This is a genomic window from Rhizobium sp. 10N427, assembly GCF_056394605.1.
In genome coordinates, this window is record NZ_JBFTID010000003.1 from 107,211 (window position 1) to 130,100 (window position 22,890).

Annotated in this window: 24 protein-coding genes; 10 read left to right on the top strand and 14 right to left on the bottom strand. The window is 59.7% G+C overall.

The window, feature by feature from the left end:
- Nucleotides 1-30: 30 nt before the first annotated feature.
- Nucleotides 31-1,143 (bottom strand): 3-isopropylmalate dehydrogenase, encoded by a 1,113-nt coding sequence (leuB, locus tag AC1DIJ_RS07985; RefSeq protein WP_112385966.1) that lies wholly within the window; start codon nt 1,141-1,143, stop codon nt 31-33.
- 176 nt (nt 1,144-1,319) lie between these two features.
- Between leuB and AC1DIJ_RS07990 the strand changes: the two genes are divergently transcribed.
- Complete coding sequence (locus AC1DIJ_RS07990) at nt 1,320-2,252, top strand: pyridoxal-phosphate dependent enzyme (protein WP_112385965.1); 933 nt, start codon at nt 1,320-1,322, stop codon at nt 2,250-2,252.
- A gap of 57 nt (nt 2,253-2,309) precedes the next feature.
- On the opposite strand, the gene leuD is transcribed toward AC1DIJ_RS07990, so the two are convergent.
- From leuD to AC1DIJ_RS08005, 3 genes are all read right to left on the bottom strand, one after another.
- Nucleotides 2,310-2,918, bottom strand: coding sequence for a 3-isopropylmalate dehydratase small subunit (leuD, locus tag AC1DIJ_RS07995; protein ID WP_112385964.1), 609 nt, complete (start codon nt 2,916-2,918; stop codon nt 2,310-2,312).
- A gap of 135 nt (nt 2,919-3,053) precedes the next feature.
- Nucleotides 3,054-3,473 carry a VOC family protein gene (locus AC1DIJ_RS08000; protein WP_112385963.1) on the bottom strand — a complete coding sequence of 140 codons (420 nt, stop codon included), beginning with the start codon at nt 3,471-3,473 and terminating at the stop codon, nt 3,054-3,056.
- Between the two features lie 126 nt (nt 3,474-3,599).
- Nucleotides 3,600-3,833 carry a hypothetical protein gene (locus AC1DIJ_RS08005; RefSeq protein WP_112385962.1) on the bottom strand — a complete coding sequence of 78 codons (234 nt, stop codon included), beginning with the start codon at nt 3,831-3,833 and terminating at the stop codon, nt 3,600-3,602.
- A gap of 111 nt (nt 3,834-3,944) precedes the next feature.
- Here AC1DIJ_RS08005 and AC1DIJ_RS08010 point away from each other — a divergent pair, with 111 nt between their 5' ends.
- Entirely contained in the window at nt 3,945-4,847 is a 903-nt protein-coding gene (locus tag AC1DIJ_RS08010; protein ID WP_112385961.1) for an HpcH/HpaI aldolase/citrate lyase family protein, read from the top strand.
- 1 nt (nt 4,848) lies between these two features.
- Entirely contained in the window at nt 4,849-5,055 is a 207-nt protein-coding gene (locus AC1DIJ_RS08015) for a DUF1737 domain-containing protein (RefSeq protein WP_112385960.1), read from the top strand.
- Between the two features lie 3 nt (nt 5,056-5,058).
- On the opposite strand, the gene AC1DIJ_RS08020 is transcribed toward AC1DIJ_RS08015, so the two are convergent.
- Complete coding sequence (locus AC1DIJ_RS08020) at nt 5,059-5,496, bottom strand: metallopeptidase family protein (RefSeq protein ID WP_112385959.1); 438 nt, start codon at nt 5,494-5,496, stop codon at nt 5,059-5,061.
- A gap of 164 nt (nt 5,497-5,660) precedes the next feature.
- Between AC1DIJ_RS08020 and AC1DIJ_RS08025 the strand changes: the two genes are divergently transcribed.
- The 5 genes from AC1DIJ_RS08025 to bfr all read left to right on the top strand — a co-directional run bounded on the left by AC1DIJ_RS08025 (nt 5,661) and on the right by bfr (nt 12,439).
- On the top strand, nt 5,661-6,596 hold the full coding sequence (locus tag AC1DIJ_RS08025) for an ImuA family protein (RefSeq protein ID WP_477831367.1): 936 nt from the start codon (nt 5,661-5,663) through the stop codon (nt 6,594-6,596).
- Between the two features lie 10 nt (nt 6,597-6,606).
- Nucleotides 6,607-8,046: a Y-family DNA polymerase gene (locus AC1DIJ_RS08030; RefSeq protein WP_477831384.1), complete on the top strand. Its 1,440-nt coding sequence runs from the start codon at nt 6,607-6,609 to the stop codon at nt 8,044-8,046.
- Nucleotides 8,043-11,498 (top strand): error-prone DNA polymerase, encoded by a 3,456-nt coding sequence (locus AC1DIJ_RS08035; RefSeq protein ID WP_477831368.1) that lies wholly within the window; start codon nt 8,043-8,045, stop codon nt 11,496-11,498. The genes AC1DIJ_RS08030 and AC1DIJ_RS08035 overlap by 4 nt, the downstream gene beginning before the upstream one ends.
- Nucleotides 11,499-11,589: 91 nt before the next feature.
- Nucleotides 11,590-11,982, top strand: coding sequence for a (2Fe-2S)-binding protein (locus AC1DIJ_RS08040; protein ID WP_112385956.1), 393 nt, complete (start codon nt 11,590-11,592; stop codon nt 11,980-11,982).
- A complete protein-coding gene (gene bfr / locus AC1DIJ_RS08045) occupies nt 11,948-12,439 on the top strand; it encodes a bacterioferritin (protein WP_148194370.1) in 492 nt (163 codons plus the stop codon). The genes AC1DIJ_RS08040 and bfr overlap by 35 nt, the downstream gene beginning before the upstream one ends.
- A gap of 242 nt (nt 12,440-12,681) precedes the next feature.
- Here the strand turns inward: bfr and AC1DIJ_RS08050 are convergent, their stop codons facing one another.
- From AC1DIJ_RS08050 to rsfS, 6 genes are all read right to left on the bottom strand, one after another.
- On the bottom strand, nt 12,682-13,215 hold the full coding sequence (locus AC1DIJ_RS08050) for an RNA pyrophosphohydrolase (protein WP_112385954.1): 534 nt from the start codon (nt 13,213-13,215) through the stop codon (nt 12,682-12,684).
- 9 nt (nt 13,216-13,224) lie between these two features.
- On the bottom strand, nt 13,225-14,421 hold the full coding sequence (locus tag AC1DIJ_RS08055) for a divergent polysaccharide deacetylase family protein (RefSeq protein WP_112385953.1): 1,197 nt from the start codon (nt 14,419-14,421) through the stop codon (nt 13,225-13,227).
- Nucleotides 14,422-14,498: 77 nt separating this feature from the next.
- Nucleotides 14,499-15,821: a S41 family peptidase gene (locus tag AC1DIJ_RS08060; protein WP_112385952.1), complete on the bottom strand. Its 1,323-nt coding sequence runs from the start codon at nt 15,819-15,821 to the stop codon at nt 14,499-14,501.
- Nucleotides 15,811-17,226, bottom strand: a complete 1,416-nt coding sequence (locus AC1DIJ_RS08065) for a murein hydrolase activator EnvC family protein (protein ID WP_477831385.1) — start codon at nt 17,224-17,226, stop codon at nt 15,811-15,813. Before AC1DIJ_RS08065 ends, AC1DIJ_RS08060 begins: the two co-directional genes overlap by 11 nt.
- A gap of 129 nt (nt 17,227-17,355) precedes the next feature.
- Nucleotides 17,356-17,838 carry a 23S rRNA (pseudouridine(1915)-N(3))-methyltransferase RlmH gene (gene rlmH, locus AC1DIJ_RS08070; RefSeq protein WP_112385951.1) on the bottom strand — a complete coding sequence of 161 codons (483 nt, stop codon included), beginning with the start codon at nt 17,836-17,838 and terminating at the stop codon, nt 17,356-17,358.
- Nucleotides 17,839-17,956: 118 nt separating this feature from the next.
- A complete protein-coding gene (gene rsfS, locus AC1DIJ_RS08075) occupies nt 17,957-18,403 on the bottom strand; it encodes a ribosome silencing factor (RefSeq protein WP_112385950.1) in 447 nt (148 codons plus the stop codon).
- A gap of 199 nt (nt 18,404-18,602) precedes the next feature.
- Between rsfS and AC1DIJ_RS08080 the strand changes: the two genes are divergently transcribed.
- Entirely contained in the window at nt 18,603-18,980 is a 378-nt protein-coding gene (locus AC1DIJ_RS08080; RefSeq protein WP_112385949.1) for a winged helix-turn-helix domain-containing protein, read from the top strand.
- Here the strand turns inward: AC1DIJ_RS08080 and modC are convergent, their stop codons facing one another.
- The 3 genes from modC to modA all read right to left on the bottom strand — a co-directional run bounded on the left by modC (nt 18,981) and on the right by modA (nt 21,628).
- On the bottom strand, nt 18,981-20,048 hold the full coding sequence (modC, locus tag AC1DIJ_RS08085; RefSeq protein WP_112385948.1) for a molybdenum ABC transporter ATP-binding protein: 1,068 nt from the start codon (nt 20,046-20,048) through the stop codon (nt 18,981-18,983).
- Nucleotides 20,045-20,746: a molybdate ABC transporter permease subunit gene (gene modB, locus AC1DIJ_RS08090; protein WP_112385947.1), complete on the bottom strand. Its 702-nt coding sequence runs from the start codon at nt 20,744-20,746 to the stop codon at nt 20,045-20,047. Before modB ends, modC begins: the two co-directional genes overlap by 4 nt.
- A gap of 90 nt (nt 20,747-20,836) precedes the next feature.
- Entirely contained in the window at nt 20,837-21,628 is a 792-nt protein-coding gene (gene modA, locus AC1DIJ_RS08095; protein ID WP_112385946.1) for a molybdate ABC transporter substrate-binding protein, read from the bottom strand.
- Between the two features lie 312 nt (nt 21,629-21,940).
- Here modA and AC1DIJ_RS08100 point away from each other — a divergent pair, with 312 nt between their 5' ends.
- Nucleotides 21,941-22,726 carry a class I SAM-dependent methyltransferase gene (locus AC1DIJ_RS08100; protein WP_112385945.1) on the top strand — a complete coding sequence of 262 codons (786 nt, stop codon included), beginning with the start codon at nt 21,941-21,943 and terminating at the stop codon, nt 22,724-22,726.
- The last annotated feature ends 164 nt before the right edge of the window (nt 22,727-22,890 follow it).

Genomic DNA, 22,890 nt, shown 5'->3' on the forward strand with positions numbered 1-22,890 from the left:
AGGGCCTTGAAAAGCGTTTCACGTGAAATATCAGGCCGAGAGCGCCTTGAATTCCGCAAGGATTGCCGCGCCCATCTCGATGGTGCCGACCTGCTTGCAGCCGTCGGCCATGATGTCGCCGGTGCGGATGCCCTTGTCGAGAACGTTGGCGATCGCTTTTTCGAGGTTGTCGGCTTCAGTGACCATGTTGAAGGAGTAACGCAGGCACATGGCAAAGGAGGCGATCATGGCGATCGGGTTGGCGATGCCCTTGCCGGCAATGTCAGGGGCCGAGCCATGAACCGGCTCGTAAAGCGCCTTGCGCTTGCCGGTCTTGCCATCAGGCGCGCCGAGCGAAGCCGACGGCAGCATGCCGAGCGAACCGGTCAGCATGGCGGCAACGTCGGAGAGCATGTCGCCGAACAGGTTGTCGGTGACGATGACGTCGAACTGCTTCGGCGCGCGGACGAGCTGCATGCCGCCGGCATCGGCCAGCATATGGTCGAGCTGGACGTCCGAATATTTTTCCTTGTGCGTTGCCGTCACCACCTGGTTCCAGAGGACGCCAGACTTCATGACGTTGCGCTTTTCCATCGAGCAGACGCGGTTCTGGCGAGTGCGGGCCATTTCGAAGGCCACGCCGGCAATGCGTTCGATTTCGTAGGTGTCGTAGACCTGCGTATCGATGCCGCGCTTCTGGCCGTTGCCGAGATCGATGATCTCCTTCGGCTCACCGAAATAGACGCCGCCGGTCAGTTCGCGAATGATGAGGATATCGAGGCCTTCGACCAGCTCCGGCTTCAGCGAGGAAGCGGAAGCGAGTGCCGGGTAGCAGATCGCCGGGCGAAGGTTTGCGAAGAGTTCCAGATCCTTGCGCAGGCGCAGCAGGCCAGCTTCCGGACGAACTTCGTAGGGAACGGCATCCCATTTCGGGCCGCCGACGGCGCCGAAGAGGACGGCATCGGCGGCGAGCGCCTTCTGCATGTCGGCTTCCGAGATTGCCTGGCCATGTGCGTCATAGGCCGAGCCGCCGACGAGGCCTTCGTCGGTCACGAAACCTGATTTCATCTCCTCGTTCATGTAGGCGATGATCTTGCGGACTTCGCCCATGGCTTCAGGACCAATGCCGTCGCCCGGCAGCAGGAAAAGATTGCGCGCTGTCATGAAACCCTCCGAAGGAAAAACAAGCTGCGGCTTCTTAGACCCCGGAAATCGGCATTTCAAGCAAGGGAGAGGCCGAATCGGTACGGTTTGCCGCGGTACCGGCCGGCAGCGAAGTGTTGACCCCTGCTTGTCTCCGGGCCAAGAAGACCGTCAGGTTTCAAGAAATGGAATTCAGAATGTCCCCGTCCCCATTGCATCTCAACACCCCTCTCCTGCGTAGCGCCGCCGATTACAGCGCCAGCGGCAAGCCGCTATGGCTGAAGCTCGATGCCTTGCAGCCATCCGGAAGCTTCAAGATGCGCGGCGTCAGCAGGCTCTGCCAGCATGAGGTGGAGAATGGTGCGAAGGAAATCTTCTGCGCATCGGGCGGCAATGCCGGGATCGCGGCGGCCTTTGCCGGGCGGGCGCTCGGCGTGCCCGTGACCATTGTCGTGCCGGAGACGACATCCGCCGAAGTTCGGCAGTTGATCGAGGCGGCCGGGGCTTCCGTTCTGGTTCACGGCTCCGTCTTCGATGAGGCGAACGCCTATGCGATCAAACTCTCCGAAGCCCGGAATGCCGCCTATGTTCATCCCTTCGACCATCCGCTGCTCTGGGAAGGGCATGGAACGCTGATTGATGAGGTTGTTTCCTCAGGAAACCGCTTCGACTGCGTCGTCGTCAGCGTCGGCGGCGGTGGCCTGCTTGCCGGTATCGTTGCCGGGTTGAAGCGCAATGGTCTTGATAATGTGCCTGTGATTGCCGTCGAAACCGAAGGGGCTGCTTCCTTCCATGAGGCGCTGAAGGCGAAAGAGCGCATCACCCTGTCCGCCATCACCTCGATTGCCAATTCGCTAGGTGCGCGGCAGGTGGCGCAGCATGTCTTCGATCTGCCCAGCCATCATCCGATCGAAAGCGTGACGGTGACCGATGCGGAAGCCGTTGCTGCCTGCCTGAAATTTGCGGATGCGCACCGTATTCTCGTCGAGCCCGCCTGCGGGGCCGCACTTGCGGTCGCCGATGTGCATGCCGGTCTGCTGTCGCGCTTCGAAAATCCGCTGATCGAAGTCTGCGGCGGTATCGGCGTTTCGCTCGACAAGCTCAAGGTCTGGAAAGAGCGGTTTCTCTAATCAAAATGAAAAAAGCCGGGCGAGAGCCCGGCTTTTTTGTCCGTCGTTTCCGATGCCTCAGGCGGCCCAGGGGCGCGAAGCGCTGTTCTGCTTTTCGAAGCTGTCGATTGCCTTGCTCTTTTCCATGGTCAGGCCGATATCGTCGAGGCCGTTCAGCAGGCAGTGGCGCTTGAACGCGTCGAGATCGAACTTGATCGAGCCGCCATCCGGGCCGGTGATCTCGAGATTTTCTAGGTCAACGGTCAGAATAGCGTTGGAGCCGCGCGACGCGTCGTCCATCAGCTTGTCGAGATCTTCCTGGCTGACCTTGATCGGCAGGATGCCGTTCTTGAAGCAGTTGTTGTAGAAAATGTCGGCGAAGCTAGTGGAAATGACGCAGCGGATGCCGAAATCGAGCAGCGCCCAAGGGGCGTGTTCGCGCGAAGAGCCGCAGCCGAAATTGTCGCCGGCAACCAGGATCTTGGCGTCGCGGTAAGCAGCCTTGTTGAGCACGAAATCGGTATTTTCCGTGCCGTCTTCGTTGTAGCGGGCTTCGGCGAAGAGACCCTTGCCAAGGCCGGTGCGCTTGATGGTCTTCAGATAGTCCTTCGGGATGATCATGTCCGTGTCGATGTTGACGACGGGCAGGGGCGCGGCAACGCCGGTGAGCTTCACGAATTTATCCATGACCTAGGCTCCAAATTCAGCGGATGTACTTTCGTTGATCAGCATCTAGTCCAGTTTTTTGCCAAAATGAAGGAGAATCTTTCCAAAGTGGCGGCTGCGCGGCGTTTCGCGCAGCCTGCCGCATCGCATGGGCGGCTATTTCGATGCCTCGTTCAGACCCCAGATGACGCCGAAGGGATCGCGCAACTGGCCGTAGCGGTCGCCCCAGAACATCAGCTCGATCGGCATGATGACTTCGGCGCCGGCAGTGACCGCGCGGTTCCACCAGGCATCGATATCGTCAATGACAAGCTGGATGGCGAAGCCTTCATGACCTTTGAAGGGATGGCCATATTCGGGATAGGCATCCGACAGCATCAGCGAGCTGCCATTGATATAGAGATGCACATGCATCGTCCGGCCCTTTTCGTCGGCCGGAACGACATAGGCCTCTTCGGCGCCGAATGCCTTCTTGTAAAATTCCGCAGCCTTGAGAGCGCCATCCACAGTCAGATAGGGCAGCAGGCCATTCTTGACCGGCGGCATCTTGGCGGGTGCGTTTTCCGTCGTGCTCATTCTTTCCTCCGTCTCCTGATTTTGAAGGTCCGGCATCGTAGCCGTCCGTCTCAAGGACGTAGAGATCACACGCGCGCCGACAGCGCCCCGAAGAATTTTTCGTGAAGGCTTAAGCTGGCTCTGAAATCAGAGATCGATGATCGTGCCGCGGCCATCGTTCCAGATGCGCATTTCGCGCTGCTGGGTTTGGGCCTTGGCGCGCACCGGAGCCGGTTTCATCTTCAGCGACATTGCGCGGCCAACCATCAGTACGGTCAGGATGCCGCCGACGGCGAGCGTGACCGAGAAGGTGAACAGCGCCAGCGCCACGAATACGGTGACGCCTGCCAGCATGAGGAAGATGGAACGGATATTCTGCATAATTCTAGACCTCTCTTCGAAAGGAATGTGGTCCTTGATTTCCCTCCTTGCAAGGCAAGCATGGCTTTTTGTTGTCTTGTCAGCCTTCACAAAGCTTGGCACACATTCGTGATGAGCCCAAATTCCCCTGCCCGTTCCTTTACTCTGCGCCGTTCTGTGCTGAGCGTTCCCGCGATCAATGCCCGCGCGCTGGAGAAGACCCATGTGCTGGATTGCGATGCCGTGATCTTCGATCTGGAAGATTCGGTTGCACTGGAAAAGAAGGATGAGGCGCGGCAAAACCTGAAGGCTTTCTTTGCTGGCCCAGCGCTCGAAGGCAAAGAGAGGATCATCCGCATCAATGCTCTCTCTTCCGGCTTCGGCCCTGCCGATATGGAGCTGGTGCGCACGCTTGAGCCGGATGCGGTGCTTCTGCCGAAGGTCAGCGAGCCGCAGGATGTCATGGCGATCAGTGACATGCTTGGCGATGCCGACGCGCCTGATACGCTCCGGATCTGGGCGATGATCGAGACGCCGCGGGGTATCCTGAACAGCGCGGCGATCGCCGAATTCGGGCGCACCGCCGGCTCGAGGCTCGATTGCTTCGTCGTCGGCCTCAACGACCTGCGCAAGGAAACCGGCGTGCTGCCGCAGCCGGGGCGGACCTATCTGGTGCCGTGGCTGATGCAGGTGATCCTCGCGGTGCGGGCTTACGGCCTTGATGCGATCGATAGCGTTTTCAACGATTTCAAGGATACAGATGCCTTCGAGGCCGAATGCGCGCAAGCACGGGCCATGGGCTTCGACGGCAAGATGCTGATCCATCCGGCGCAGATCGATGCCGCCAACCGGCATTTTGCACCCGGCGAGGCGGCGATCCGCGAAGCCCGGGAGATCATTGCTGCCTTTGCCGATCCTGCGACCGATGGCCTCAACGTCATCAATTCAAACGGCCGGATGATCGAGCGCCTGCATCTTGTCCAGGCGGAAAGTCTGGTTCATAAATCCCGCCTCATTGCTGAACGGAAATCATGACATGAAGCTTTACCGCCTTCTGACCGGCCAGGACGATGCCGCCTTCTGCCACCGCGTCACCGATGCCCTCAACAAGGGCTGGTCGCTGCAGGGCTCTCCCTCGGTCACCTTCAACGCCGAGACCAAGCAGATCATCGCCGCCCAGGCGATCGTCAAGGACGTCGAAGGCAAGGACTACCACCCGGATATGAAGCTCTCCGAGCAGTAATACCTATCGGTCGGCTGCTTCTTCGGCGCTTTCTTCGATCCGCTCCATGTCGTCATCGCTGAGGCCGAAGTGGTGGCCGATTTCGTGGATGAGGACGTGGGTGATGATATCGCCGAGCGTCTCGTCGTTCTCGGCCCAGTAATCGAGGATCGGACGGCGGTAGAGGCGGATGCGGTTCGGCAGTTCGCCGGTTTCCATCGTGAACCGTTCCGAAATGCCCCGGCCCTCGAAAAGGCCGAGCAGATCGAAGGGCGTTTCCAGCGCCATATCCTCGAAAACGTCGTCATCAGGAAAATCTTCGATCTCGATCGTCAGATTGGCGGTCAGAGAACGAAATTCGTCCGGCAGGTGGCTGTAGGCCTCCATCGCCAGCGATTCAAATGAGCTGAGCGTCGGTGCATGGCGATCACGCCAATCCTCGCTCTGGTCTATGCGGGCCATCAAAAACCCCTTTCTTTGCCGCCCATATAGAACCTTTGCGAAGGATTTTCGAGTGTGGAATCAACGGCAGGAATAAATTCACATCAAATGGCTGTTGACTCTTTCTGACAGCTCTGGAATCCATAAGAACATAACAGGAACAATTCTGACTTGGAGCGAACGTCATGGCACAGACGGCCGTGACGCGCGAGCGGCTTTTTGCGCTCCGCGAAACCATTGCGAAGCTTGAGGGCAAACCGGTTCCGGCGCTTGCGGCAGCGGAGCAGGAAGCTGTGGCTGCTGGAGATGTGCCACGAAAGAAGGGGAAGGCACCACAATTTTCCTTCGGCGTTCCGCAGCTGGACGTGGCCCTCGAAGGCGGCTTGCCGCTCGATGCCTTGATTGAAATCCGCACCCGGATGTTTCGTGATGCGGGCGTTAGCAGCGGCTTTGCTCTGGCGCTCGCGGCAGCGCTGCAGCACAAGGCCGAGGAAAAAAATCCCGTTCTCTGGATCGCCGACAAGGTCGGATCGATCGAGGCCGGTATGCCCTATGCGGTGGGGCTCAAGGATTTCGGATTGCGGCCGGAGCTCTTTCTGCATGCAAGTCCGCGCAAGCTGGAGGATGCGCTCTGGCTTGCGGAGGCGGCTCTGGAAAGTGGCGCTTTCATCACGACGATCCTGGAAATTCGCGGCAATCCGAAATCCTTCGGCCTTGCCGAGAGCCGGCGCTTTCATCTCAGGGCAAAATCGGCTGGCCGCTCTCTCCTGCTGCTGCGGCAATCAGGGGAGGAAGAGGCAAGCAGTGCCCATGTCCGCTTTCTTGCCGAACCTGCGCCCGCGCGGGAACGGCCTCTGCCGGATGGTTCGATGCTGGGCGGCAGCATCGGCAATCCGGTTTTTCATCTCACCCTGGAGAAGAGCCGCAATCCGGCCCCCCTCTCCCTCTTCCTGGAGTGGAACCCCCATGACCGCCAGTTTCTCCCCGTCGAACAATCAGCCGTCACTCGCTTTCCAGGCGAGCTCGCAGCGCATTCTGGCGCTGCATTTTCCGCATCTCTCCACGGACAGGATCGCCCGCAAGAGATGGGGTCTCTCGTGGCGTTCGAAAGGGCATCCTGACGCGGCGCCGATCGTCTGCTCGGGCCGGTCCGACAATACGATGCGGCTGACGGCGCTTGATGAAAAGGCGGAAAAACTTGGTCTCAGGAAAGGGCTTGGCGTTGCCGAAGCCCGCGCCATTCATCCGGTCATCGACGTCATCGAGGAGGATGCTGCTGCCGACCGGCGCTTGCTGGATGCGATCGCCGACTGGTGCGACCGCTACACGCCGCTGGTCGCCCTCGACGGCAAGGACGGGCTGTTTCTCGATATTACCGGCTGCTCTCATCTTTTCGGCGGTGAAAGGGCGATGCTGAAGGATATCCTCTTGCGGCTCCATCAGATGGGCCTGGATGTGGGTGGTGCGATTTCCTCGTCGCCCGGGCTGTCCTGGGCCGTCAGCCGCTTTGGCGAAGGCGGGGTGATTGCAGAGGATGAGGCGGGTGCTGTTCTCGAACCTCTGCCGGTCACCGCGCTCCGCCTCGATGCGCCTGTCGTTGCAGCCCTTCAGAAACTCGGCCTCCGCTATATCGGCGATCTCATGCAGGCGCCACGCGCGCCGCTCACCCGCCGCTTCGGCGCACTTGTTCTTTTGCGGCTTGATCAGGCGCTGGGCCTGGATGAGGAGCCCGTTTCTCCCCGCCTGCCTGTTGCCAGCCTTTCGGCGGAGCGGCGGCTTGCCGAGGCGATCACGGCCGAAGAGGACATTCTCCTTCTTGCAGGTCAGGTTGCGCATGCGTTGCAGCCTTCGCTTGAGACGCAAGGCATCGGCGGACGGGTCTTCGAGCTGGTGTTGTTCCGGGTGGATGGCTGTGTCTTTCGAATTTCTGCCGGTACCTCCCGGCCGTTGCGTGATCCGCAGCGCATTGCCAGCCTGTTCTGCGAGCGGCTGACAGCAATTCACGATGATCTCGATGCCGGCTATGGTTTCGAGATCCTGCGGATCAATGTTCTCAGGCATGAAAACTTCCAAAACGAACAGGATGATTTCGAGGGAGAACGGCAGACGTCGATCTCACTTGCCGGGTTCGTGGACAAGGTTTCGGCCCGTCTTGGCGAGGAATGCCTGACCCGTTTCGAACAGCGTGAAAGTCATGTTCCGGAACGTGCGGTCTTTGCCGTTTCGGCGATCGAGACCTTGAACAAATCGCCTCAAGAGCTGGCTGTTCCGATGGCAAGGGGCGAAAGACCCGTTCGGCTGCTTGCCATGCCCGAACCGATGGAGGCCTTTGCTGCCGAAGTTCCAGATGGCGCTCCGGCGCATTTTCGCTGGCGGCGTATCCGGCATCGTATCCTGAAAAGCGAAGGTCCGGAGCGGATTGCCATGGAATGGTGGATCGATGGCGTGGATGCCAAGGAGCGTGACTATTTCAGCGTCGAGGACGAGCAAGGCTATCGCTTCTGGATCTATCGCGAAGGTCGTTACGGGCCGGATATGCCGCAATGGTTCATGCATGGAGTTTTCGCATGACACCGGCCTTTTTCGAAATCGGCGCGAGAACGAACTTCTCCTTCCTGGAAGGGGCTTCCAGGCCCGAGGAGATCGTCACTCAGGCGGCCATTCTCGGCCTTTCTGGCATCGGGATCGCTGACCGGAATTCAGTCGCTGGTGTCGTGCGCGCCTATGCCCAGACGAAGGTTTTCCGCGGCAAGTATGAACGGAAGCTGGCGGGCGAGCTGGAAAAGGATGAAAAGGCGGAGGATATTCTGCAGCCCGTTCCTTTCCAGCCGGGCGCTCGCCTGGTCTTTTGTGATCAGACGCCCGACATCCTGGCCTATCCCAAGAACCGGCAGGGCTGGGCGCATCTCTGCCGGCTTCTGAGCGCCGGAAACCTGAAGGACGGATCTGTCAAAGGGACGTGTCTGCTGGAGGAGGCGGATATGATGGAATGGGGCGACTGCATGATGCTGGCTGCCGTTCCTTCCCCCACCATTCTCAATGCCTCTGCCCGCAGGGATCAGTTTTCGGATTGCCTTGGACGCCTCAAGGAACGGTTTGGTGCAAACCTGTTTCTGGCCCTGACCCCTTCCTATAACGGCCATGATGCGCTGACATTTGCGACTTTCGCGAATGTGGCGGCGGAAAACCGTGTTCCGTTGATCGCGACCAATCAGCCTCTCTATCACGACAGAACCCGCAGACCCCTGTCCGATGTCGTGACGGCCATTCGCGAGCACGTGGCGATCCCCAAGGCTGGCTTTCTTCTGGCTCCGAACGCCGAGCGTTATCTCAAAGACAACAGGGAGATGTCTCGGCTCTTCAGAAACTATCCCGAAGCGATCGAGAATACCGGCAGGTTCTTTGCCGGGCTTGAATTTTCCTTGGACGAGATCAGCCATAACTATCCGGCAGAAAATGCGCCGGGGGAAACGGCATATGAGACGCTGGACCGACTGACGCGGGCAGGTGCGATCAAGCGGTATCATCCAGAAGCGGTGCCGGAAAAAATCCAGGACCAGATCGACTACGAGCTCGATCTGGTCAGACAGAAAGACTATGCGGCCTACTTTCTGACGGTTCACAGGATCGTTCATTACGCACGCTACCAGAGGAATATCCTCTGCCAGGGACGAGGCTCGGCGGCCAATTCGGTCATCTGCTATTGTCTGGAGATCACGGAAGTCGATCCTAAAAAAAGCACCCTGCTCTTCGACCGGTTCATTTCCATGGATCGTGACGAGCCACCGGATATCGATGTCGACTTCGAGCATGACAGGCGCGAAGAGGTCATCCAGTTCATCTACGAGGCCTATGGACGAAACCATGCCGGGTTGACGGCGGGGGTGACCACCTACCGGACGCGCTCGGCAGGGCGCGAAGTGGCGAAGGCTTTCGGGCTTTCGGAAGACGTGCAGTCGGCAATTGGTAGCCTGGTCTGGGGATGGTCGGACGATAGCCTCTCCGAGCGCGAGGCGAAGGCTGCCGGTCTCGACATGTTCGATCCGATGACCCGGAATGTGCTGCAATATGCCTCCGAGCTTCTGTCCTTTCCGCGGCACCTGACCCAGCATGTCGGCGGCTTCGTTATCACGCGTGACCGGCTCGACGAAATCGTGCCGATCATGAAAACGGCGATGCCCGGCCGCTACATGATCGAGTGGGACAAGGATGATCTGGATAATGTCCGGATACTGAAAGTGGACGTCCTGGCGCTCGGCATGCTGACATGCCTGCGCAAGGCTTTCACGCTTCTTGAGGATCACTATGAGGTCAGGAAGACCCTTGCCGATCTCGGCAACAGGGAACATGGCGATGAGGGCAGGCCCGTCTATGAGATGATGTGCCGGGCCGATACGCTCGGTGTCTTCCAGATCGAGAGCCGGGCGCAGATGAGCATGCTGCCACGACTGAAGCCGGATCGGTTCTATGATCTGGTCATCGAAGTGGCGATCGTCCGGCCGGGGCCGATCCAGGGCAATATGGTGCATCCCTATCTCAAGCGGCGCGAGCAGTTCAAAAGCGGTGTCAAGATCGAGTATCCAAGCCAGGAGCTGAAACCGGTGCTGGAGAGGACGCTCGGCGTTCCCCTGTTTCAGGAACAGGCGATGCAGATCGCCATCACCGCGGCGGGCTTCAAACCGGCTGAAGCCGACAAGCTGCGACGAGCCATGGCGACGTTCAAGCGCACAGGAACGATCGGGAACTTCGAAAGCCGGTTCATCGAGGGAATGGTTGCCAAGACTTATCCCAAGGAATTTGCAGAGCAGTGCTTCAACCAGATCAAGGGTTTTGGGGAGTACGRCTTCCCCGAAAGCCATGCGGCCTCCTTTGCCCTACTCGTTTACGCCTCCTCGTGGATGAAGGCTTACTATCCTGACGTCTTTTGCGCAGCGATGCTGAACTCGCAGCCGATGGGTTTCTATGCACCGGCGCAGCTGGTGCGCGATGCGCGAGAGCATGGTGTCGAGATCCGCGAAGCCGATATCAATCGCTCGGATTGGGATTGTCTCTTGGAGGCGGCGGTTTTTGATCGGCGCCGGATCGATTTTCGTCATGCCGCGATGCGCAGCGTCATTCGATCCAAGCGGGCCGTCCGCCTCGGATTCCGGCAGATAAAAGGCCTTTCTGAAGATTCGATGCGGCGACTGGTGGCGCAGCGTGGCGCAGGCTATCGTTCGATCCACGATCTCTGGCGGCGATCAGGCCTGAAGAAAACCGATATCGAGCGGCTTGCCGATGCCGATGCCTTCGGATCCATAGGGCTTTCGCGGCGTGAGGCGCTGTGGGCTGTTCGGGCTCTGGATGCGCAGAGCGCGGCGGAGAGGTTGCCGCTGTTCGAGCGTGCAGCTGAAGATGATCTTCAGATCGAACCGGAGACAAACCTGCCTGAAATGCTGCCTGGAGAGCAGGTCATCGAGGATTACCGCTATCTGTCCCTGTCGCTGAAGGCGCATCCCGTCTCGTTCCTGCGTGAGGAATTCAGCAAGGCTAGCATCTGGCGCAATGTCGACCTGCTGCAGGTCGAGAATGGCAGGCGGGTGACGATTGCCGGCCTCGTCCTTGTCCGTCAGCGTCCGGGCTCTGCCAAGGGCGTCGTCTTCATGACGCTGGAGGATGAGACAGGGGTGGCCAATGCCATCGTCTGGCCAGCGGTTTTCGAGAAGTATCGTGCCATCATCATGGGTGCGCGGCTGGTAAAAATCCGCGGGAAGCTTCAGAGCCAGAGCGGTGTGATCCATACCGTGGTCGAGCATATCGAGGACATGACGCCGGCTCTTGGTATTCTGCAGCAGGAAGCGCGGCGTTTTGGCGCCAGCGACCGCTCGGATGAAGCGTTACGGCCCACTGTCGATCAGCGGCAGAAGAAGATCATGACAAATCTCGAACGGGCGGTCTTGGAAAAACGGATGCTCGACCGGACGCGGGAGCCAGCCACCGGAGAAACTGCCAAAGTGATGCCGCGGGGCCGCAATTTCCATTGAAGCCGGAAAATCCTGCAAGAACAAATCGATATGCCGGAGCGCCGCCTTTTGCTCACGCCGATGTGACATTTTGGGTCTTCGACGACGGTTTATGGGTGTCGATTTTTTCTTGACAGCCACCATCTTCTTTAGCAGAAAACACGATAGTGAATGTCATGTTTGGAATGATGACGTGCTCGTCTGCAGCTGCAATTACATAACCGACAAAGAAATCCGGGAGGTTATCAACAGCCTTCTCGATGAGGACTGTTGGCAGCTTATCGTGCCTGCGAAAGTCTATCACGCCATGGAGAAACGCGGTCGTTGTTGCGGCTGTTTTCCAAACGTCGTGGATATCATCATCCAGACCACCGAGGACTATCACGCCCGTCGCCACTCGACGGAAGACGAAATATTTGATTTCATGTCCCGCCTGAAGAATTTCCATGAAGAAAACAGGAGAGCGGACATTGAAAGGCGACAAAAAAGTCATCGAGCGGCTTAACGAGGCACTGTTCCTCGAACTCGGTGCAGTCAACCAATATTGGGTTCACTACCGCCTTCTCGAAGATTGGGGCTACACCAAGCTTGCCAAGAAGGAACGGGCCGAATCCATCGAAGAGATGCATCACGCCGACCGTCTCGTCGCACGTATCATCTTTCTCGAAGGCCATCCCAACCTCCAGACACTGGCGCCGCTTCGCATCGGCCAGAATGTCAAGGAAGTGCTGGAAGCCGATCTTGCCGGCGAATACGACGCCCGCACGGCCTACAAGAAATCCCGCGACATCTGTCATGACGCCGGCGACTACGTCTCCATGAAGCTATTCGAAGAGCTGCTGATGGACGAGGAAGGTCATATCGATTTCCTCGAAACCCAGCTCGAACTGCTCGGAAAGATCGGCGAAGCCAAGTACGGCCAGCTGAACGCCGATTCCGCCAACGACGCGGAAGGTCACTGAGCCCCGAAACAGCCGCGAAAGCGGTGTCAGATACTGACAAGCCTCGCCAGTTTCTGGCGGGGTTTGCTACTTTTGGGCTAGGATACTCATATTCATAGGCTTTGACGGAGCCGTAACGGCTTTCCGAGATGCTGGCGCCTTCACGCTTCCATGCCGTTTCGATACTGGCGATGCACGCGGCATGGTGCGCCGCTGCCGGCAAAAGCGAAGCTTCCTGAGAAGTATTGCGCCGCCTGTGCGCTTTATTCCGCGGGTTTCAATCCTGCCAGATGCGTGAATTCCGCAACGACCTGTTCATAGACCTTACGCTTGAAGGTTACGATCAGATCCGGCAGCTCGGCCATCGGCTTCCATTCCCAGGCATCGAATTCCGGCTCATGGCCGCCCGGCGGCGGGTTGATGGCGATTTCGCTGTCGTCGCCTTCGAAGCGGAAGGCAAACCAGCGCTGGGTCTGGCCGCGAAACTTGCCCTTCAGGCCGATGCCGATCAGGTGCGGCGGCAGGTCGTAATTGATCCAATCCTTCGCCTCGCCGAGCAGGGAGACGGTTTTCATACCGGTCTCTTCATAGAGCTCGCGATAGGCAGCCTCCAGCGGATCCTCGCCCTTGTCGATGCCGCCCTGTGGCATCTGCCAGAGCTGCGCCGAGCCGTCATACTCGGAATTTCCGATTGGAATGCGCCGTCCGGCCCAAACCAGTCCCTCACGGTTGAGGATCATCACGCCCACGCAGGGGCGGTAGGGCAGGCCATCTGCGGTGATCGGCGCCTTGCTCATCAGGTTTCCTCACGGCTTCCTAGGGTCGTTTGCCAGCGCGGCGACACCGACGATCTCGATGCCGCGCATGGCGGCTTCTTCGCTCCACTTGGAGATGGCGTCAATGCTTTCGTCGAAGGCAGAGGCAACGCCGATCGCCTGACCGTTGCGCTTGGCGATGCGTTCCAGCTCGTCAAGCTTTTGCATGATCGCGTTGACATCGAGCTGGCCGTCAAGCTGAAGATCGGCAAACGCATAGGGAAGCTCGGTTCCCTTGGCGACGGCTTCGGTCTTCGATTGTGCCGAGGAACCGTCATCCAGGAACAGCAGGCCACGCTTGCCAATATCGCGCATCACAGGCTCCATCGCATCGGGATTGGAGAGGAAGCGGCCGCCCTGATAGTTCATGATGCCGGTGTAGTTGGTGATCTCGCCCATGGCGCGGTGCAGGTTTTCGACGTTTTTGGCGGGCGGTTTCGATGTCAGCAGCGTTTCCGGCCCCGGATCGTTTGCCGGGTAATCAAATGGTTCAAGCGGAACCTGCATGAGGATTTCGTGCCCGCCTCGCCGCGCGTCCTGCATCCAGCGCTGCAGGCTGTTGCCGCTGGCTGCAAAGGCGAAGGTGATTTCCTCGGGGAGTTCCTTGATAGCGCGCTGCGTGCCCGTCTGGCTGAGACCAAGGCCGCTGACGACAATGGCAATTCGAGTGCCGCGTGCGCCGGACCAGGGCCGCGCATATTGATCCATCGGCCTGCGGCCATCCGGGCCGATGATTGGCAGACGGCCGAAGGGCGAGTCTTCCAGAAGGCTGTCATTCGGCATGGCGGCCATACGCGGATCCTGACCGACCTGGGTCGCGTCGATCAGAGCAGGGCCGTCGCCGTCACGCGGGCGTGGGCTGTATTTGGTGACGACAGAGCCGTCACCCGTCACCATCTTCTCGACATTGGCGCCGGAATGCGGATCGGAACGCGTCATGCCGTTGGCGGTCGATTGATCCGGTGTCGCTGGTGTCGGGACCGCATCTGTGGCGGGTGAAGCCGCTTGCGTTTCGGGCGCCGGTTTCGGCTGTTGCAGGCCGTCATCGCGCATTGCCGTATAGAGGGAAAAGCCGCCGATGCCGATCAGGCAAAGGCTGGCGATGATCCGGCCGATCCGCAGGATACCTGGCCGCTTCGGGCCAGGTTTACGGTTCTGGCCGAGTGGTGCATGCAAATCCGTTCCCAATTTCCTCGCCCGCCCCAAAACCGGGAAACAGTCAGAATCATCAGGCCGGATGTTACTCCGGCCTGATGTTTTCTCAATTACTTTGCGGAAACCGCCTTGTCCGGGTTCGGCGGGAAGGCCGGATCGGTCTTCTTGCCGCGCAGCAGATCAAGTGCGTAGTTCAGCTGGACGTCGTCCTTCGGATCCGGCGGCACATAGGCGACCGAGCCCGAGCCTTCATCCGTCTCGCTCTGGCCCTTGATGTGGCCGCGCAGGCTGGATTCGCCCTCGGTCACCATCTTGCCCTTCAGATCATCAGGGAGCGGCTCTTCGACCTTGATATCAGGCGTGATGCCGGTGCCCTGGATCGAGCGGCCCGACGGCGTATAGTAGAGTGCCGTCGTCAGACGCAGCGCGCCGTTTTCGCCCAGCGGGATGATCGTCTGGACGGAACCCTTGCCGAAGGAGCGGGTGCCGAGGATGGTCGCGCGGCGCAGATCCTGCAAGGCGCCGGCTACGATTTCCGAAGCCGAGGCCGAACCGCCGTTGATCAGCACGACGACCGGCTTGCCATCCGTCAGATCGCCCGGGCCGGCATTGAAGCGGCGGGTTTCATCCGGATTGCGGCCGCGGGTAGACACCACCTCGCCGCGCTGCAGCAGGGCGTCCGATACCTTGATCGCCTGATCGAGCAGACCGCCCGGGTTAAGACGCAGGTCGAGGACATAACCCTTCAGCTTGTCGGCAGGAACGGTTTCCTTGATCTTGGTGATCGCCTTCTCGAGATCCGGATAGGTCTTCTCGGTGAAGGAGATGATGCGCAGATAGCCAACATCATCCTCGACGCGGGACTTCACGGCCTGGACGGCAACGACATCGCGAACGATCGTCAGTTCGATCGGCTTGTCGGCGCCCTTGCGGATCAGTGTCAGCTTGATCGGGGTGTTGATGGCGCCGCGCATCTTCTCGACGGCGTCCTCGAGCTTGAGGCCGCGAACGGACTGGCCATCGATCTCCGAAATATAGTCACCGGCGAGAACGCCGGCCTTGGCGGCAGGCGTATCGTCGATCGGCGTGATGACCTTGACGAGTTCGTCTTCCATCGTCACTTCGATGCCGAGGCCGCCGAACTCACCCTTCGTCTGGGTGCTCATATCCTCGGCGTCCTTGGCATTCATGTAGCTGGAATGCGGGTCGAGCGAGGAGAGCATGCCGTTGATGGCATTCTCGATCAGCTTGTCTTCAGCCGGCGGCGTCACGTATTGGGCGCGGACACGTTCGAAGACATCGCCGAATACCGAGAGCTCCTTGTAGGTAGAAGCACCGGCCGCCTCGGCAGGCACGCCGGCCGAATAAATGACGCTCATCGCGGTCGCACCCATCAATGCGCCGACCAGAACAAGAGAAGCCCTACGAATCATTGCGTGCCTTTCCAGTGTCTTTGGCGGTCCACCACGGCCGGGAATCGACCGGTTTACCGTCCTTTCGAAATTCAATGTAAAGCGTTGGCCGGTTTGTTTCCAGCGCCAATGCTGTCGCGCTTGCCACTCTTTTCGCGCCCATTGCCGCAAGCGGCTCACCGGCAAAAACGAACTTGCCCTGGCGGGTGCTGATCGTGTCCATGCCGGATAGAACGAGGTGGTATCCGTCGCCTGTATCGAGAATGATCATCTGGCCGTAACTGCGGAAAGCGCCGGCAAAAACCACCAGTCCGTCGGCAGGTGCGGTGACCACCGAGTCCGGATTGGTCGCCAGCGTCATGCCCATCGCCTCGTGGCCGGTGCCGTCGGCATCGCCGAACTGACGCAGAATATCGCCCGCCACGGGCAGCTCCAATTTCGCCTTCAATTCTCCAAACGGATATGCGGGCGCAATGCGGTTTTTATCGGGCACTCCGCTGTCCGCCAGAGCCTTCGCCTGGGCTCGCTGTTCATCGGTCAGGAGCTTGCGATTTTCCTCTTCGCGCCGTGCAGCTTCGGCGGCTTCGCGCACGGAAGAGATTTCCGATTCCATCGAGGCGACGAGGCCTTCCAGCGTCGTCGCCTTTCCTGCCAACTCCTCCGAGCGCTTCTTTTCGGCGTCGAGTTCGGCAGCGCTGCTGCGGCTGTGCTTGTCGTTTTCGGCGAGCAGGAGATCCATACGGCGCTCCTCCTCGATGCTGTTGGTCATCGTCGCCGTCAGACCGGCGCGCTCCTTGGCGCTTCCGGTCTGCAGAGCTGCGAGATTGTTGAGATCGGCCGCCAACCTATCGGTTTCCTTGCGCATTCCCGGCACGACAGCACCGAGCAGGATGGCGCTGCGAACCGAAGCGAGGGCGTCGTCGGGAGTGACCAGCAGCGCCGGTGGCGGGTTGCGGCCCATGCGCTGAAGGGCCGCCAGTACTTCCGCAAGCAGTCCGCGGCGGTCGTGCAGTGAGCGGCGGATGCCATCTTCCTTGACGCCCAGATCGGCGAGCTTCTTCTCGCTCTCGAGGATCTGCTTTTCCAGCGTCTTGCGGCGGGCGGCGGAGTCGATCAGTGCCTGACGGATGCTCGAACTGCTCTTGTCGAGATCGGCGATGCTCTTCTCTAGCTCGTTCACTTTATCTGACGAAAGATTGATCGTCTTCGACAGTGCATCGAGCTCTGCGCGCGTCTGATCGCGCTTCCTCGCCAGCTCGGCGGCGGGGTCAGGCGGTGGCGTGACGGCCTGCGGAGACGGTGCTGCGGCAGCGGGGGCGGCGTCCTGCACATTCTGGGCGGGGGCGTCCTGCGCTTGCGCCTCCATCCTCAAAGCGGAAGGTGGATTTGTCGCAGCAATGCCGGCCGCAAGCAGAGGCAAAATCAGGCTCGTTCGCTTGCGGGCGCTTCTTGTCATGCGTGTTCGGGGCAACTCTCAAAATCGCGCGGAGACTAAGCTGATTTGGCGGCTTTGACCAGAAAGATCGGCACGCCTGATAACACGGCTGCGTGACCCTTAGACGCGGTGATAGGGATGCCCGGAAAGAATGGTAACGGCGCGGTAGAGCTGCTCGGCGATCAGGGTGCGGACGATCTGGTGAGGCCATGTCATCTTGCCGAGGCAGAGCGTCATGTCGGCCCTGTCGTAGAGCGCCGGATCCAGCCCGTCGGCGCCGCCGATGGCGATGGTCAGATCGCGTTTGCCATTGTCGCGATAGGTGCCGAGGGCGTTGGCGAAAGCCTCGCTGTCGAGCGCCTTGCCGCGCTCGTCGAGCAGAATGAGGACGCCGCCTTCGGGAAGGGTCTTCAAAAGCATCCCCGCCTCCTCGCGCTTGCGCGTTTCGGCATTCGAGGCGCGGCTTTCGGCCACTTCGGCAACGCGGGAGAATTCGAGGCCGACCGCCGGGCCCGCCTTGGAAAAACGGTCGAAATAACGGGCCGCAAGATCCTTCTCAGGGCCGGATTTGAGCCGCCCCACGGCAAAAAGACCAATACGCATGTCACCCGCTCCTGTTCAGCATTCCGAAGAACGCAAAACCGGCCTGCTGGCCGGTGTCCAATGTTTCCGGCCTTGCTTGCATGCCGCGTATCAGGCGCCGGTGAAGGCGTGGCGCCTGTTAGTGCAGCGTTTCCTCGTCCAGGTCCGGAGCAGCCCACATCTTTTCGATGTTGTAGAACTCACGGATTTCGGGGCGGAAAACGTGCACGATGATATCGCCGGTGTCGATCAGGATCCAATCGCCTGCATCCTGGCCTTCGACACGCGCGGCACCGAAGCCGTCGTCCTTGAGGTCGGAGAGGAGATGGTCTGCGATCGCCATGACATGACGGGTCGATCGCCCTGAGACAACGACCATATGGTCGCCCAGCGCAGATTTCCCAGCAATGTCGATGGTGACGATATCTTCAGCTTTCGAGTCCTCGAGGCTCACGAGGACGGCTTGCAGGGCGCGGGCAGCGGCATCGGCGCCACGTTCCGGGCTCTTCGGGATAACGGCGAGCGTTCTTCCCTTGGCGTGTACTGTTGTCAGTGCTTTCCCTTTCCTGGAATAACAGACATGCACATCAACTGATTTGGGCGTTCCAAATCATAGTTAAGATAGGCATCAAACAATTAATCTTTCAAGACACGGCCGTGGTTTCATGGCGCGAAGACTTGTCTGCGCGATCAACAATTATGACAGGCCGGTATTTCCGGCGGCTGTGTACAGCGGCCAACGCCACGCGTAAAGTGCAGCGGTTCATTCGGAAAATACTGACTTCATGCCTGATCCTGCGAGACCCAATCTCATTCCAGTGCTGCGCATCAGCTTTCCGCACGAGGACCGGCTCGGGCGCGGCAAGATGGAGCTTCTGGAGCATATCCGTGAGACCGGCTCTATTTCGGCCGCCGGCCGGGCGATGGATATGTCCTACCGGCGCGCCTGGCTGCTGGTCAGCGACATGAACCGCATGTTCAAGCAGCCGGTGGTCGAATCGCAGCGCGGTGGGCAGAAGGGTGGCGGTGCTGCACTGACGCCGTTCGGGGAAGAGCTGCTTGCCCGTTTCCGCCGCATGGAGGAAACGGTTCGCGTAACGCTGGCGAGCGACCTTGCCTGGCTTGAGGGAAACCGCAGCCCCACCGATGGCGCCACGAAATGATCAGGGCTGCAGCGCAACCGTCTTGATCACGGCAAAAACAGACTTTCCGGGCGCCAGCGCGAGCTTCTCCACCGACAGTGCCGTGATGCGCGACAGGATGACATCGCCGCCGCAATCGACCTGAACCTCGACCGTGCCATCGTCGGCAGGCGCCAGTTCGCGGATGGTTCCGACAATGATGTTGAGGGCGCTCAAGCCCTCGGGCTTCGCAGTCGCCAGCATGACGTCGCGGGCCGGGATCAGGATGCGCACCCGCTTGCCCGGCTCGGCCGCGGCACTCGGTACCTGCAGCTCGCCTGTCTTCAGTGTCACCGTCGCCAGCTGGTGTTTCGGGTCGACGCTTGCGACCGTCCCCTCCAGAAGCGCGCCGGCCTCCCGCCGCCCTTCGCTTCCCGATGGCCGGCTCAGAATGTCGGCGGCGCTGCCGATTGCTTCCACCCTGCCGTCGCGCATGACGACGACCTGGTTCGCCAGGCGGGCGACCTCGGCGATCGAGTGGCTGACATAGACGATCGGGATCTGCGTCTCGTCGCGCAAACGCTCGAGGTAAGGCAGGATTTCGGCCTTGCGTGCTTCATCGAGCGCTGCCAGCGGCTCGTCCATCAGAAGCAGGCGCGGGGAAGACAGCAGTGCCCGGCCGATTGCCACACGCTGCCTCTCGCCGCCGGAGAGTTTTGCCGGTGCGCGAGTCAGCAGCGGCTCGATCCCCAGCATGTCGATGATGCGATCGAAATTATCCGCGCGCCCGGCTTTCGGCGCGAACCAGCGGCCATAGGTGAGGTTGCTGCGGACGCTCAGATGCGGGAAAAGCCGCGCCTCCTGAAAGACATAGCCGAAGCGGCGGCGGTGACGCGGAACGAAGATGCCCTTGGCAGTATCGGTCAACGGTTCGCCATCGAGAAGCACCCTGCCCTCTTCCGGGCGTGTCAGGCCGGCGATGATACGGATCATCGAGGTCTTGCCGGATCCGGAACGGCCGAAGAGCGCAGTCACGCCGTTCTCTGAGATGAAGGCGCCGTCGAGTCGGAAGGCGCCGAGGCGGTGGCGGGCGTCAACGGTCAGTGTCATGCCGGATCCACTTTCCGGCCGGCGAGATAGGCCATGTATTCGGATGCCAGTAGCGCCGCCATGGAGATGGCGACGGCTACCAGCGTCAGCCTGAAGGCGCCGGCATCGCCGCCCGGCACCTGCGTGAAGGTGTAGATCGCGGCGGACAGCGTTTGGGTTTCGCCGGGGATGTTCGAGACGAAGGTGATCGTGGCGCCGAACTCGCCCATGGCCTTTGCAAAAGACAAGATCATTCCCGCGATGATGCCAGGCAATGTCAGCGGTAGGGTAACAGTCAGGAATACCCAGAGCGGACTTGCGCCGAGAGTGCCTGCCGCTTCTTCGAGCTTGCGGTCGACCGCTTCGATGGAGAGGCGAATGCTGCGCACCATCAGCGGGAAGCCCATCACCGCGCAGGCCAGCGCAGCGCCCGTCCAGCGGAAGGAGAGGACGATGCCGAGATATTGGTCGAGCAGGCTGCCAATCGGCCCACGTCGGCCGAACAGGACGAGAAGGATGAAGCCTGTGACGACAGGGGGCAGGATGAGCGGAAGATGGATGATGCCGTTCAGAATCGACTTGCCGTAGAAGCGGCCGCGGGCGAGCAGCAGCGCTGCGCCGATGCCGAAAGGCAGGCTGGCGATCATCGCCACGATGGAGACGCGAAGGCTGAGCATGATCGCCGTCCATTCTTCCGCGCTCAGGCCAAGGGCATCCAAGATCCGTCTTCTCCAAAAATAGAAGGCTCGCAGAAATGCGAGCCTTCACGCTAAGCTGCAGAAAGAAATTCTGCAATCATTTCAGTTCGATCACTTCAGGATCGTGAAACCCTGCGCGGTGAAGAACGGTGCGGCCTTGTCGGATTTCAGGAAGTCGAGATAAGCGGCGGCATCGGCATTCTTGCTTTCGGCGAGCAGCGCCACCGGATAGATGATCGGTGGGTGGGAATCGGCCGGGAAGGTGCCGACGATCGCAACGCCCTTATCGGCGGCTGCGTCGGTCTGGTAGACGATGCCGTAAGGCACTTCACCGCGCGAAACGAGTGCCAGTGCGGCGCGAACACTCTCGGCGAAGGCGGCCTTCGGCTCAACCGACTTCCAGATGCCCAGCTTGTCGAGGGCGGCCTGGCCGTATTTGCCGGCCGGAACGGATTTCGGCTCGCCCATTGCCAGCTTGCCGTCGCCGATCAGGCCCGCAAGGTCGAAGCCCTGCTTGATATCGACAGGCTTCGCCTTGTCCTTGGCGGCGACCAGCACCAGACGGTTGCCGAGAAGGTTGGAGCGGGTGTCGTCCTTGATCAGCTTCTTGCCGGCGACATAATCCATCCAGTTCAGATCGGCGGAAATGAAGACGTCTGCCGGTGCGGCGTTTTCAATCTGCTTGGCAAGCGCGCCGCTGGCAGCATAGGAGACCACGGCTTCCTTGCCGCTTTCCTTGGCCCAGGCGGCGTTTGCGGCATCGAGGGCGTCCTTCAGGCTCGCAGCGGCGAAGACGGTCACCTTTTCGGCGGCCGCAGCCGGCTGCGGCAGGGTGCCGAGGCCGATAAAGCCGGCGGAAATAGCGGCCATAGCCAGTTTCATCCAATGACGGCGGTTCTGCATAAAATTCACTCCCCGGTTCGAAATATCGAAGCGAATATATCGATCTGCCTCGCCTTGGCTAGGGATATATTTTCACAAACATATTGATGCGTGGCCACATTTTCTGCCTAAGTATTGCCACAAATGAATCGATAAACTTGGGATTTATCGCGTATAAATTGCAGATATTCTTGCCTATCGTGCTGAAATTCCAAGTAGAATCCGAAATTCGCTACGTTAAGCTTGATAATCCTGCCTGATCTGCTGTTTACTTCGTGCCTATAGATGCGAAAAACGCTATGAAATCACAGGCGAAGAGGATCTGCAGGTTTGATGAACTCGGCGACACGGAAATTCATCTTCCACGATTTACAGACGATCGAAGGATATATCGATCCGCCCGACGCACTTGTGTTCCTCTCTCTATTGCAAAGACAAAACAGCGACAACCTTGACGGTGGCATAGCCGAGATCGGCGTCTTCTACGGACGCTCCTATTATCTGTTCCGGAAGATCTGCGGGCCGGATCAGAAACTGCTGGCGATCGATCTGTTCGACATCGGCCAGACCGGCGACGGCGCTTCGCCGCAATACGGGCGTTTCCTGGATAACGGACGGCGGCTTGGGCTTGCCGTTGACGAGGCGTTGGTCGTCACCGGCGACAGTACCCGGCTCTCGGCAAGCGAGATAAAGGACAAGATCGGAGAAGTCCGTTTCTTCAGCATCGATGGCGGCCACATGTTGCCGCATATCGTCGCCGATAGCCGGTTGGCGAAGGATAGCCTCGCGCCACACGGCATCATCGCCTTCGACGACACGTTCAATCCGGCCTGGCCGGAGGTTACTGTCGGCGTTGCCGATTTCCTGCGGGAAAACGGTGCGGAGTTCTCTGCTTTCTGCATGACCAAATACAAGACCTACGTCTGCCGCCGGGATCACCATCAGTTCTACTATGACACCATCGCCAATGCGGCGGATCTGACCGCCTTCGACCACACGGAGACGGAGTTTCTCGGATCCAAAGTTGCAAGGCTCCATAATCCAATCAGCAGGCGAATGGTCTACGAACTGATGATCAGGTCTGGAATGAGCGCCTTTTCCGAGCGGGTCTACCGATAGCCCGTTTGGATTGCCCGAAAAACGAGCAGGATCATCCGGAATGCTTAGCCTAGCCTTGCATACTGCGCATTGCTGCATTGCGATATACGATGTTCATTTTTCAATCGATTATGATAGAACTTAAGCATCGAAACGGCCACTCCTCCTCCCAAGGCCGTTCGATA

Bases quoted from the DNA above. Each gene is read 5' to 3' on its own strand.
- leuB (WP_112385966.1), bottom strand. From the start codon at position 1,143: ATGACAGCGCGCAATCTTTTCCTGCTGCCGGGCGACGGCATTGGTCCT.
- AC1DIJ_RS07990 (WP_112385965.1), top strand. From the start codon at position 1,320: ATGTCCCCGTCCCCATTGCATCTCAACACCCCTCTCCTGCGTAGCGCC.
- leuD (WP_112385964.1), bottom strand. From the start codon at position 2,918: ATGGATAAATTCGTGAAGCTCACCGGCGTTGCCGCGCCCCTGCCCGTC.
- AC1DIJ_RS08000 (WP_112385963.1), bottom strand. From the start codon at position 3,473: ATGAGCACGACGGAAAACGCACCCGCCAAGATGCCGCCGGTCAAGAAT.
- AC1DIJ_RS08005 (WP_112385962.1), bottom strand. From the start codon at position 3,833: ATGCAGAATATCCGTTCCATCTTCCTCATGCTGGCAGGCGTCACCGTA.
- AC1DIJ_RS08010 (WP_112385961.1), top strand. From the start codon at position 3,945: ATGAGCCCAAATTCCCCTGCCCGTTCCTTTACTCTGCGCCGTTCTGTG.
- AC1DIJ_RS08015 (WP_112385960.1), top strand. From the start codon at position 4,849: ATGAAGCTTTACCGCCTTCTGACCGGCCAGGACGATGCCGCCTTCTGC.
- AC1DIJ_RS08020 (WP_112385959.1), bottom strand. From the start codon at position 5,496: ATGGCCCGCATAGACCAGAGCGAGGATTGGCGTGATCGCCATGCACCG.
- AC1DIJ_RS08025 (WP_477831367.1), top strand. From the start codon at position 5,661: ATGGCACAGACGGCCGTGACGCGCGAGCGGCTTTTTGCGCTCCGCGAA.
- AC1DIJ_RS08040 (WP_112385956.1), top strand. From the start codon at position 11,590: ATGGGTGTCGATTTTTTCTTGACAGCCACCATCTTCTTTAGCAGAAAA.
- AC1DIJ_RS08050 (WP_112385954.1), bottom strand. From the start codon at position 13,215: ATGAGCAAGGCGCCGATCACCGCAGATGGCCTGCCCTACCGCCCCTGC.
- AC1DIJ_RS08060 (WP_112385952.1), bottom strand. From the start codon at position 15,821: ATGATTCGTAGGGCTTCTCTTGTTCTGGTCGGCGCATTGATGGGTGCG.
- rlmH (WP_112385951.1), bottom strand. From the start codon at position 17,838: ATGCGTATTGGTCTTTTTGCCGTGGGGCGGCTCAAATCCGGCCCTGAG.
- AC1DIJ_RS08080 (WP_112385949.1), top strand. From the start codon at position 18,603: ATGCCTGATCCTGCGAGACCCAATCTCATTCCAGTGCTGCGCATCAGC.
- modC (WP_112385948.1), bottom strand. From the start codon at position 20,048: ATGACACTGACCGTTGACGCCCGCCACCGCCTCGGCGCCTTCCGACTC.
- modA (WP_112385946.1), bottom strand. From the start codon at position 21,628: ATGCAGAACCGCCGTCATTGGATGAAACTGGCTATGGCCGCTATTTCC.
- AC1DIJ_RS08100 (WP_112385945.1), top strand. From the start codon at position 21,941: ATGAACTCGGCGACACGGAAATTCATCTTCCACGATTTACAGACGATC.